8 protein-coding genes are annotated in these 11,070 nt (G+C 72.8%); 3 read left to right on the forward strand and 5 right to left on the reverse strand.

All coding sequences use genetic code 11. The features are described from left to right. Positions 1 to 50 precede the first annotated feature (50 nt). The 5 genes from BMY04_RS02550 to BMY04_RS02570 form a co-directional block, all read right to left on the reverse strand. On the reverse strand, positions 51 to 875 hold the full coding sequence (locus tag BMY04_RS02550) for a carbohydrate ABC transporter permease (RefSeq protein WP_091177525.1): 825 nt from the start codon (positions 873 to 875) through the stop codon (positions 51 to 53). Then, positions 875 to 1,792, reverse strand: coding sequence for a carbohydrate ABC transporter permease (locus BMY04_RS02555; protein ID WP_091177526.1), 918 nt, complete (start codon positions 1,790 to 1,792; stop codon positions 875 to 877). The genes BMY04_RS02550 and BMY04_RS02555 overlap by 1 nt, the downstream gene beginning before the upstream one ends. Positions 1,793 to 1,823: 31 nt before the next feature. Beyond that, entirely contained in the window at positions 1,824 to 3,161 is a 1,338-nt protein-coding gene (locus BMY04_RS02560; protein WP_091177527.1) for an ABC transporter substrate-binding protein, read from the reverse strand. 90 nt (positions 3,162 to 3,251) lie between these two features. Continuing rightward, a complete protein-coding gene (locus BMY04_RS02565; protein WP_091177528.1) occupies positions 3,252 to 5,828 on the reverse strand; it encodes a hypothetical protein in 2,577 nt (858 codons plus the stop codon). 73 nt (positions 5,829 to 5,901) lie between these two features. Continuing rightward, positions 5,902 to 7,002 carry a mandelate racemase/muconate lactonizing enzyme family protein gene (locus tag BMY04_RS02570; RefSeq protein ID WP_091177529.1) on the reverse strand — a complete coding sequence of 367 codons (1,101 nt, stop codon included), beginning with the start codon at positions 7,000 to 7,002 and terminating at the stop codon, positions 5,902 to 5,904. A 217-nt stretch (positions 7,003 to 7,219) separates the two neighbouring features. Here BMY04_RS02570 and BMY04_RS02575 point away from each other — a divergent pair, with 217 nt between their 5' ends. From BMY04_RS02575 to BMY04_RS02585, 3 genes are read left to right on the forward strand one after another with little or no spacing between them, the layout of a single operon-like run. Continuing rightward, on the forward strand, positions 7,220 to 9,379 hold the full coding sequence (locus BMY04_RS02575; protein ID WP_232506053.1) for a malate synthase G: 2,160 nt from the start codon (positions 7,220 to 7,222) through the stop codon (positions 9,377 to 9,379). After that, positions 9,376 to 9,825 (forward strand): GlcG/HbpS family heme-binding protein, encoded by a 450-nt coding sequence (locus BMY04_RS02580; RefSeq protein ID WP_091177531.1) that lies wholly within the window; start codon positions 9,376 to 9,378, stop codon positions 9,823 to 9,825. The genes BMY04_RS02575 and BMY04_RS02580 overlap by 4 nt, the downstream gene beginning before the upstream one ends. 34 nt (positions 9,826 to 9,859) lie before the next feature. Next, complete coding sequence (locus BMY04_RS02585) at positions 9,860 to 10,966, forward strand: zinc-binding dehydrogenase (RefSeq protein WP_091177532.1); 1,107 nt, start codon at positions 9,860 to 9,862, stop codon at positions 10,964 to 10,966. Positions 10,967 to 11,070 lie beyond the last annotated feature (104 nt).

Below are 11,070 nucleotides of genomic sequence, written 5' to 3' on the forward strand. Positions count from 1 at the left end.
GGTGATCTTCTCACCAGGCCCGAGACGCACCCCGGGCTGCGTGATCCCGGTCACCCCTTCAACCCGCTCCCGAAGCTGCGGATGATGTAGCGCTGGAACACGAAGAAGACGATCAGCACCGGGATGCTGGCCAGCAGCAGGCCGGCGAAGATCCGTCCCCAGTCGGCGCCGTACTCCCCCGCGAAGTTGTAGATCTGCACGGGCAGCGTCACGTTCCCGGTGCCTCCCAGGTAGAGCAGCGGCGTGAAGAACTCGTTCCAGATGGCGATGCCGTCGAGGATGACGACCGTCCCCGTCACCGGCAGCAGCAACGGCACGATCACGCGCCGGAAGACCTGCCAGGACGTCGCGCCGTCGACCCGGGCGGCCTCCTCGTACTCGACCGGCAGCTGGCGCATGAAGCCGGTGTAGAGCAGCACGGTCAGAGGGAGCTGGATGCCGGCGTTGAAGAGGATCACCGACAGCGGGTTCCCGGCGAGCCCGACCTGGGTGAAGAGCCGGTAGAGCGGGAGCACCCCGATCTGGAACGGCACCATCAGGCCCGCGGCGACGACCAGGTAGAGCCGGCCCCCGGTCCGCCCGCTGGACCGCGCGAAGTAGTAGCTCGCCGCGGCGCCCACGACGACGAGGATCACCACGGCCGACACGACGATGATCACGCTGTTGACCATCGCGGGGCCGAGCGCGCCGCTCCGCCATCCTTCGACGAAGTTGTCGAGGTAGAGGCTGGTGGGGGCACCGAGCGGGTTGCGGGCGACGTCGGCCGACGACCGGAAGCCGACCGAGATCAGCATCCACAGCGGGAAGACGAACACGAGCGCCGCGGCGACCATGACGATCTCGAGCAGGAACGTCCGGGAGCTGTAGCGCCGCATCAGGACTCGCTCCTGTCGCGCAGCAGCCACATCTGCGCGAAGGCGACGACCGCGATGAGGATGAACACGATCAGGCCGAGCGCGATGCCGTAGCCGTAGCGGTTGTAGAGGAAGGCCTGGTTGTAGAGCAGCGTGGAGAGCGTCTGGGTCGCGTAGCCCGGGCCACCCTGCGTCGTCGCGATGACCTGGTCGAACAGCTTGAGCGACGTGATCAGCGAGAGCGTCAGGTTGATGCCCGTGGCCGTCCTGATCAAGGGCCAGGTGACGTAGGCGAACCGCTTGAACGGCCCCGCCCCGTCGAGCTCGGCGGCCTCGCCGACCTCCTCGGGGATGTTCTGGATCCCCGCCACGAAGATCACCATCGAGTAGCCGGAGTACTGCCACACGACCACCGACACCACGCCCCACAGCGCGGTCGACGGGTCCCCGAGCACGTTGACCCCGGAGAAGCCGAGTGCCGCGGCGATGGTGGAGACGGGTCCGTCCGGCACGTAAAGGAACTGCCAGAGGTAGCCGACGATGATCGGCGTCATGACGACCGGAGCGAAGAGCAGCGTCCGCAGGATGTTGCGGCTCTTGATCCGCGAGCTGACCCCGAGCGCCAGGGCCAGCCCGATGACGTTCTGCAGGATCGTGATGGACGCGGCCATGAGCACCGTGTTGCCCAGCGCGGCGAGGGTCTCCGCCGAGGAGAACAGCGCCACGAAGTTGTCCAGCCCGATGAAGTTGATCGCGCTGCCGAGCCCGCTCCAGTCTGTGAAGGCGTAGTAGACGCCCAGGACGGTCGGGTAGGCCACGATCGCCAGGAAGAAGAACAGCCCGGGCACGGCGAACCAGATCGGGACGCCGTACAGGGCCCTGCGTCGGCGCTGCGGCAGCGCGACCGGTGGGGCGGCGGTCAGCGTCTCGCTGCTCATGGGACCCCCTGGCACGGGCCGGCCGGCCCGGTCACGAGTCCCCCAGCGACTTCTGCACGGCGTCCACCGCTCCCTGCACCGTCTGCTTGTCGACCAGCAGGTTCTGGCACTCGGCGATCATCGTCTGCTTGACCTGGTAGCCGGGCCAGAAGTTCGTCTGCCACAGGGCGGTCTTGCCGGCCTTGTACTTCTCCGTCACGCCCTTGACCTCGTCCGGGACCGGCGTGTCCGCCTTCGGGGTGTAGGGCAGGCCGTAGTTCGCGGCCGCGGCGGCGGCCAGCTCGGCCGGCTGACCCATGTAGTTGAGGAACGCGGTCGCCGCGTCCTTGTTCGGCGAGGCGGCGGCGACGCCGTAGGCCGCACCGGTGTTGAGCGTGAGGACCGTGTCGTCCGGGTTCTCCGTGGCCGGGAGCGACCACATGTCCATCTTCAGGTTCGGGGCGTACTGCTTGATCTGCGGGATCGCCGCGGAGATGACGTCGACGCCGAGCGCCTTGCCCGAGGCGACCTGCTGGATCGCGGCGGTGTCGGAGTAGCCGGTGACGTCGTCGGCGAAGCAGCCGGCGCCCTGCATCTCCTTGTACTGCTGCAGCGCCTTGGTCAGCGAGCTCTTCCACAGCTCGGAGGTGCTCCACTTCACGCTGCCGTCGGCCAGGTGCTCGGCGAACTTCGGGTCCTTGGAGTAGACCAGCGTGTTCGCCAGCTCGAGCGGCACCTCGGTGGCCAGGTAGCCCGTCTGCGCCCCGAGCGCGATCGGCACGACGCCCTTCGCGCTCACGGTCTTGCAGTAGTCGAGCATCCCGGAGTACGTCGTCGGCGGCTTCACGCCGAGCTTGGCGGCGGCCTCGGTGTCGTAGACGACGCCGGTGGGGTTCTGGTACGAGTTCAGCGCGAACACCTTGCCCGAGGGGTCCGAGACCAGGCTGTTCGCGGTGGGGCCGATCTCGCCGACCCAGGGGCTCTGGCTGAGGTCGGCCAGCTCGTCGGCCTGGGCGAGCACCTTCGTGGCCATCGCGTTGCCCGAGCCGCCCCAGACGAACATGACGTCCGGCCCGTGCTTGGCGTCGAGCTGGGCCCGGATCTGCGGCTGGTAGGTGTTCGACTGCGCCTGCGTCGTCGTGATCTTCAGCCCGGGGTTCTGCCCGGTGAACGACTGGATGGCGCCCGGGATGTACGCGGTGCCGCTCAGGTAGCTGACGGTGAGGTTGCCGCTCACCTTCGGCCCCTCGGCGACGGAACCGCTCGACGCACCGGAGCTCGGAGGCGTGGTGCTGCAGGCGGCGAGCGCGAGGGCGGCCGCCCCGCAGGAGACGGCGAGCCACCGGCGCGTGTGACGCCGCTGGACGGGGTGGGGTTCGGGACGAGACATCGTTGTGGTCCTCAGGTGGGGTGCGGGTCGGAGCGGGTGGTAGCGAGCGGGTGGTGCAGGGCGGGTGGTGGCGAACGGGGTGGTGCGGGATCAGTGCGCGAGCGCGGGGGTGACGGCCTCCGCGGCCCAGCTGGGCCGGGCGTCGGCGGGCTCCACGAAGTAGGGCTGGCCGACGAGGTCGGGTCCGAGGCCCGGGAAGCTCTGCGCCGCCCCCGAGGGGAGGTGCAGCGTCAGGTACCACTGGAGCGGATACCGGGCGGTGGGGTCCTCCGGCAGGTCGACGACCGCCCGACCCCCCTCGCCGACCGGGAGGTCGACGACCGACCAGGACTCGGACTGGTCCAGGGGGCGCGCGTGCAGGCGCAGCGTCGCGCCCTCGGGCACGCCGACCAGCTCGGCGCGGCCGGCGTCGTCACGCTGGAGCTCGAGGGCGACGGGGTCGACCGGCTCGGGCACCGGGTCGGGGGCGGGGCCCGGCTCGCCCGCTGCCGCGATCCGGGCGTCGAGGTCCTCGAGCTCCGCGTCGAGCATCGTCAGCCGGTTCGTCCAGTGCCCGCGCTCGGTCGGACGGTCGCCGAAGGCGAGGTCGTCGACGTAGACGGGGGCGGCCAGGTCGATCACGGCCTGGAGCGCAGTGCGTGACGCCTGGAGCCGTGTCCGGGCGAGCCCGAGCCGGGCGGCGTCGGACGTCCGGGTGAAGAGCGAGACCTCCACGCCGGCCCGGATCCGCTGGGAGTACATCGTCGCGAGCGCGGCCAGGATCTCGGCGTCGACGAGCGCCCGCTCCAGCTGCGGCGTCCCCTCCCCACCGGCACGGGCCGCGGCGACGGCCTCGCCGACCTGCGCGGACAGCTGCTCGAGCGTCCGCGCGTTCTCGATCGGGGTGCGGCGCCCCGAGGCCCGGCCCTGCAGGAGGTCGTCGACGAAGCCGTCGGTGGTGTCGAAGGTCTCGGGGTCGAACGGGCTCGCCGCCGGCCAGGTGTGCGGCTCGGGGGTGTCGAAGTCGGACGCGAGCTCCTCGGGCCCGTGGAACATCGGCAGGTAGGTGACGACCTCGGGCCAGTAGAAGTTGTTCGAGGCGCTGAGCCCCTCGGCCACCGTCACCAGGGGCAGCACCCGGCCCGCCGCGGCGAGCGCCCGCTCGACGGCGTCCGCGGCCGGGCCGTGCTCGGCGACGAGGAACCGTCGCCAGTCGGCCGGGTCCGCCTCGGGGTCGTAGAGCAGACGGCCCCAGAGCCGGTACTCGTAGCGGTACTTCTGCCAGTCGTCGCTGGCCGAGAGGTGCAGCCGCTCGTCGCGGTAGAGGTCGCGTGGGCCCTCACCGGTCCCCTTGCGGCCGCGGAACGTGAGCGGTTCGCACAGCTCCACCCCGACCGCGCCGCCGAGCGTCCCCAGGCGCCCGTAGCCCGCGAACACCTGCGGGTCGGCCCAGAGCAGGAACCGCTGGGACCCGGGCCACACGCGGAAGAGCAGGTCGTGGTCGCGGTCGGTCGCGAGGAAGTCGCCGTAGCCGTAGCGCGTGAAGCGCCGCGCGTTGGTCGTGACGCCGGCGAGGTCGTCACCGTTGTCGGGACGCGCACGCTCGAGGTCGCGGACCCGTGCCTGGTGGTAAGGCAGCCCCTGGTGCTCGGCCCAGTACTTCGCGGACAGCGTGATGCGCCGCCCGCTGGCCCCGGCCGCGGCGTCCATCAGCGCGGCGTCGACGCCCTTGGCGTGGAGGTCGATGTCGAGCGGGCGGTCGGCGGCGGCGACGCCGGCGAGGACGCCCGCCCAGAACTCGTTGCGCCCGTTCTCCGGCACACCGCCCTCGTAGTGCACGCGGAACGTCAGGCCGGCGATGCCCGGGCACTCGCGCAGGAGGATCTCGAGGCCCGCCGCCGAGTACGCGGCCACCTCCGGGTCGGTGAGGCCACGGACCGGGTAGCGCAGGTCCGGGCTCTCGCCGAGCTCGGGGTGCACGGCGTGGTTCCACAGGCCGAGCTGGAAGTGGATCCCGCGGCGGGTCGCCTCGTCGCTGGCCAGCCGGAGGGCCGCGAGGTTGGCCGCGCGCTCGGTCGCGTCGACACCCTCCACCTCGACGTCCCAGCCGGGGACGTCGACGAGGAAGGGGTACGCGAAGCAGAGGTAGTTGTCCACCACCCCGGGGTCGTGGGAGTAGTTGTACTGCATCCCCAGCGCCAGCTGGACGCGGTTGACGCGCTGCGTCGCGAGCTCGTCCAGGTAGCCCGTCCAGAAGTCCGGGTCGCGGAACCAGGACAGGTCGAGCACGTCGCTGGAGAACGACCGCAGCACGCTGCGGACCGGCGTCGCCGGGGTGCCGCTGGTGCTCCACGACCCGGAGAGGACGTCGTCGGTCGCAGCCGCGAGGCGCACGCGGTCGGCCAGCTCGGTCAGGCCGTACGCCAGCCCCCGCGGGTGAGCGGCGCGGACGCGGACTCCGGAGCCCGTGCTGACGAGCTCGAACGACTCGGGGTCGGTCTCCTCGGCCACCGACCCGGCCGCGTCGGAGAGGGTCGCCTCGACCGCGAGGTCCTCGGTCGCACCTCCGTCGCGGACCACGGCGACACCGCGACCGGCGAGCGCCCGCTCGAGCTGGTCGACGGCCCAGGGCACCGGTGCGCCCGCGCTCTCGGCCTGGGTGGTGCGGAGGACGACCGTGTCGACCATGCGACTCCTTTTTCCGATTGACGGAAGTGTTCTTCCACTCGTTCTCGACGCTAACCCCGGTTGCTTAGCCTCGTCAAGCAACTCGGCGACGCGACTCCTCGCGCTCCGCCGCGGCGAGGAAGGCAGGCTCCAGCTCGATGCCCCAGCCCGGCTCCAGGGGCGCGGCCACCTCGCCGTCGACCACCTGAGGCATCGTCGAGCACACGCCGCGGGCCCACGGCTCGTCCTCGATGCTCCACTCCTGGGGCTGGAAGCAGGCCGGCATGGCGAGCGCGAGGTGCAGGGTGAAGACGCGCAGCAGCGAGGCGTTCGCGCAGTGCGGCGTGCAGGGGATGCCCGCCGCCTCGGCGAGCACGGCGACCTTGCGCGCGCGGGACACACCGCCCAGGTAGCCGATGTCGGGCTGCACGATGTCGACGGCCCGGGTGGTGACCATGCGCACGAACTGCGGCAGCACCGTGTCCTGCTCGCCGCCCGACACGGGGATGTCGAGCGCGTGGGCGACGGCGGCCGTCGCGTCCAGGTCGGGGAACGGGCAGGGTTCTTCGAAGTGGAAGTACCCGTGCTCCTCCAGCCGACGGCCGACCCGGATGGCCTCGGCGGCCGTGTACCCGCCGTTGGCGTCCGCGGAGAGGGCGAAGTCGTCGCCGAGCTCGCGGCGCATCAGCGGGATGATCGCCGCCGTGCGCCCCGGAGCGGCGTCGGTGTCGCGGCCCATCGCCTCGCCGACCCGGATCTTCGCCGCGCGGAAGCCCTGCTCCGCGGCGAGCGCCGCGATCCGCTCGGCCTCGGCCTCCGGCGTGATCGAGCGCAGCATGCTCGACGCGTACACGGGCACCCGGTCGCGGGCCGCCCCGCCGAGGAGGCGCCAGACCGGCTGGCCCGCCCGGCGCGCCATCAGGTCCCACAGCGCGGTCTCGATGCCGCCCACCGCCCGCAGCACGAAGCTCGAGGGGAACTTGTAGCTCTGGAGCAGGAACGCGTCGACCAGCGCCTCCGCGTCCCAGGCCTCCCGACCCAGGAACCCGCGGGCGACGAAGCCGTGCAGCACCGCTGCGGTCAGCCCGGCCTCGTACGGGGCGGCCTGCCCGACGCCCACGTCGCCGTCCTCGGTGGTGACGCGCACGACCAGCAGGGGGCCGCGCCGGAACGTCTCGATCCGGTCGACGATCATCGCCCAGACCTCGGGTCGGAGAGGTCGGGATGCATAGTTCGTGGAATCACCTCTCCACCATACGAGAGAGCGTCTCGGGGCTGTCGACGGTTGACCTCCGCCCGCCCCGGTCCTAGTCTCCGCTAAGAACGGAACTACTCTTCCGTAGAGCGAAACCACCGGCTCGCCGGATCGACGCACACCCCCGAGAGGCGAGATGCGACCAGGACATGACCACGTGGACGTCGGAGGACTGAGCGTCGCCCGCGAGCTGCACGACTTCGTGGAGACCGAGGCCCTGGCCGGCGTCGACCTCGACCCCCGCACCTTCTGGGCGGGCTTCGCCGAGCTCGTCGCCGACCTCCGCGGCCCCGGCCGGGCGCTGCTGGCCGAGCGGGACCGGCTGCAGACCGCGCTCGACGTCTGGCACGCGGAGCACCGCGGCGCGCCCTGGGACGCTGCGGCCTACCGGGCGCACCTCGAGCAGATCGGCTACCTCGTGCCCGAGACGTCCGACGCGGAGGTCACGACGCGCGACGTCGACCCGGAGCTCGCGAGCGTGGCCGGCCCGCAGCTCGTCGTCCCCGTCACCAACGCGCGCTACCTGCTGAACGCGGCGAACGCCCGGTGGGGATCGCTCTACGACGCGCTCTACGGCACCGACGCCCTGCCAGGTGCGGCCCGGCCGGGCGGGTACGACCGGGCGCGGGGGGCGCAGGTGGTGGACGCCGTGCGCGGCCTCCTCGACGAGCTCTTCCCGCTCGCCGAGGACAGTCACCGCGCCGCCCGTGGCTACACCGTGGAGGACGGTGCCCTGGTGGTGTCGACGGCCTCCGGCACGACGACCCTGGCCGACCCCGACGCCTTCCGCGGCTGGCAGGGCGACCCCTCCCAGCCGGAGGTCGTGCTGCTGCGCCGTCACGGCCTGCACTGGGAGATCCGGCTGGACCCGTCCTCGACGGTCGGGGCCGACGACCCGGCTGGGGTCAGCGACGTGGTCGTCGAGGCGGCGACCACGGCGATCGTCGACTTCGAGGACTCCGTCGCCGTGGTCGACGCCGCCGACAAGGTTGCCGCCTACCGCAACTGGCTCGGACTGAATCGCGGCGACCTGCAGGCCACCTTCGACAAGAGGGGCCGGCAGGTGGTGCGTCGGCTCGAGCCGGACCGGACGTACCGCACCCCGGACGGCGAGCTCGTCCTGCCCGGGCGGGCCGTGCTGCTCGTGAGGAACGTCGGGCACCTGATGACGAGCGACGCCGTGCTCGACGCCGACGGCGACGAGATCGGCGAGGGGATCCTCGACGCCGTCGTGACCGCCCTCTGCGCGGTGCCCGGCCTCGACCCGGCGTCCACGACGCGCAACGGCTCCGCCGGCTCGCTCTACGTCGTCAAGCCGAAGATGCACGGGCCGGCCGAGGTGGCGTACACGGTCAGGCTCTTCGAGCGGGTCGAGCGGCTGCTCGGGCTGGCGCCGGAGACGATCAAGCTCGGCCTCATGGACGAGGAGCGGCGCACGTCGGCGAACCTGGGCGCCTGCATCGCCGAGGCGTCGACGCGGCTCGTGTTCATCAACACCGGCTTCCTCGACCGCTCCGGCGACGAGATCCACACCGCGCTGGAGGCCGGCCCGGTCGTCCGCAAGGCCGAGCTGCGCCGCCGGCCGTGGATGGCGGCGTACGAGGACCGCAACGTCGACCTCGGCCTCCGGGCGGGCCTGGCCGGCCACGGCCAGATCGGCAAGGGCATGTGGGCCATGCCCGACCGGATGGCCGAGATGCTCGAGCAGAAGGTCGCCCAGCCCCTGGCCGGTGCGTCGACCGCCTGGGTCCCGTCGCCCACGGCGGCGGTGCTCCACGCCCTGCACTACGCCCGGGTCGACGTCCACGCGCGGCAGCGTGAGCTCGCCGGGCGCGCGCCGGCCCCGCTCGAGGAGCTCCTGACCCCGCCGCTCGCCGACCCGTCGGCGTGGGACGAGCGGGCCCGGCTCGAGGAGGTCGACGAGAACGTCCAGTCGCTCCTCGGCTACGTCGTGCGCTGGGTCGACGCCGGCGTGGGCTGCTCGAAGGTCCCCGACGTGCACGACGTCGCGCTGATGGAGGACCGGGCGACGCTGCGCATCTCGAGCCAGCTCCTCGCGAACTGGCTCCACCACGGGGTCGTCGACGAGGCGGTCGTCCGGGCCTCGCTGCAGAGGATGGCCGCCGTCGTGGACGGGCAGAACGCCGCGGACCCGGACTACCGCCCCATGGCCACCGACCTCGACGGGAGCATCGCCTTCCGGGCGGCCTGCGACCTGGTCTTCGAGGGTGCGCGGCAGCCCAACGGCTACACCGAACCGATCCTGCACCGGCGGCGGCGCGAGGCCAAGGCCGCGCGGACGGCGGTGGCCGCATGAGCACCGACCACTTCTTCGTCGAGCTCGCCGCGGTCAGCCACGAGCTCGCCCTGCAGCTCGTGCAGGCCGGGATCGAGGCCGGCGCCGCTGCGGGGCTGCCCGTGGCCGTCGCCGTCGTCGACCCCGCGATGGCCCTGGTCGCCTACGGCCGCGCGGACGGCACCACGCCGCACAGCGCCGAGACCTGCCGGCGCAAGGCCCAGACCGCGGCGTCGACCCGCCGGCCCACCGGCTGGATGGAGGGTGACCTGGCGCTGGCGCTGCCGCCGGCCTCCGGCAACCTGCTGACCAACGTCCTCGGCGGGTTCCCGCTCGTCGTGGGGGAACGGTTCCTGGGGGGCTTCGGGGTCGCGGGCGGCGCCCCGGCGGTCGACGCGAACATCGCCCGCACCGCCCTGGCCGCCGTCGGCCTGGCCGAGCCCGGGCCGGCTCGGCGCGCGTCGTGAGGCCCTTCCGCCCGTCGAGCACGGGGACAGCACCGTGAGAGCAGCCGTCGTGCGCGAGCGGTCCGGCCCCTTCCGGGTCGAGGAGCTGCGCCGGCCCGAGCCGCGGGACGGCGAGGTCCTCGTCGAGGTCGCGGCGTGCGGGGTCTGCCACACCGATCTCCACGTCCACGACGGCTCGGTCGCCTTCCCGCTGCCCGCCGTCCTCGGCCACGAGGTGTCCGGGACCGTGCGGGCGGTGGGGCGCGGGGTCGAGCACCTGTCCGAGGGCGACGCCGTCGTGGGCGCGTTCATCATGCCGTGCGGCCGCTGCCGCATGTGCACGCGCGGGCGCGAGGAGCTGTGCGAGCCGTTCTTCGCGCAGAACCGGCTCAACGGGACCCTGTACGACGGGACGACGCGGCTCTTCGACGCCGACGGCGCACCCGTGGCGATGTACTCGATGGGCGGCCTCGCCGAGCACGCGGTGATGCCGGCGCTCGCCGCCGCACCGATCCCAGCGGGGGCACCCCTCGCCGACTCGGCCATCCTCGGCTGCGCCTTCCTGACCGCGTACGGCGCGCTGGTCCACGTCGGCGACGTCCAGCCGGGTGCCTCGGTCGCCGTCATCGGCGCGGGCGGCGTGGGGCTGAGCCTGGTCGCCGTCGCGAAGGCGCTGGGCGCCGCGCAGGTGGTCGCCGTCGACCTGGCCGACGACCGGCTGCGGGCCGCGACCGAGCTGGGGGCGACCGCCACCGTCAACGGGCGTACGCAGGACGTGGTCGCGACCGTCCGCGACCTCACCGGGGGTGGCGCGGACGTCGTGGTCGAGGCCATCGGCCAGCCGGCGACGTTCCGTCAGGCGACCGAGGTGGTCGCCGACGGCGGGCGCTGCGTGATGATCGGCATCGCTCCGGTCGGCCGGACGGCCGAGGTCGAGATCACGCGTCTCGTGCGCCGCAAGATCCAGGTCTGCGGCTCCTTCGGCGGCAGGCCGCGGACGGATCTCGCGCACCTCGGGCGGCTCGTGGCCGACGGCCGGCTCGACCCGGGCGCGCTCATCAGCCGGCGCTTCGCCCTGGGCGAGGCCGACGAGGCGTACCGCCTCCTCGCGGAGGGTCGGATCGTCGGTCGGGCGTTGGTCGAGATGGATCGACCCGGCTGAGAGCCGGCCCTCCCTCCTTCTCGAGATGCCGCACGATGCGGCGCGGAGGAGGGGACGCATCCGTCAGGAGCGCGCCGCACCACTCGGTGCGACGCGCTCCCGCT

It is taken from the genome of Microlunatus flavus, from assembly GCF_900110855.1.
In the GTDB taxonomy this organism is placed as follows: Bacteria; Actinomycetota; Actinomycetes; order Propionibacteriales; family Propionibacteriaceae; genus Microlunatus; species Microlunatus flavus.

Bases quoted from the DNA above. Each gene is read 5' to 3' on its own strand.
- BMY04_RS02550 (WP_091177525.1), bottom strand. From the start codon at position 875: ATGCGGCGCTACAGCTCCCGGACGTTCCTGCTCGAGATCGTCATGGTC.
- BMY04_RS02555 (WP_091177526.1), bottom strand. From the start codon at position 1,792: ATGAGCAGCGAGACGCTGACCGCCGCCCCACCGGTCGCGCTGCCGCAG.
- BMY04_RS02560 (WP_091177527.1), bottom strand. From the start codon at position 3,161: ATGTCTCGTCCCGAACCCCACCCCGTCCAGCGGCGTCACACGCGCCGG.
- BMY04_RS02565 (WP_091177528.1), bottom strand. From the start codon at position 5,828: ATGGTCGACACGGTCGTCCTCCGCACCACCCAGGCCGAGAGCGCGGGC.
- BMY04_RS02570 (WP_091177529.1), bottom strand. From the start codon at position 7,002: ATGATCGTCGACCGGATCGAGACGTTCCGGCGCGGCCCCCTGCTGGTC.
- BMY04_RS02580 (WP_091177531.1), top strand. From the start codon at position 9,376: ATGAGCACCGACCACTTCTTCGTCGAGCTCGCCGCGGTCAGCCACGAG.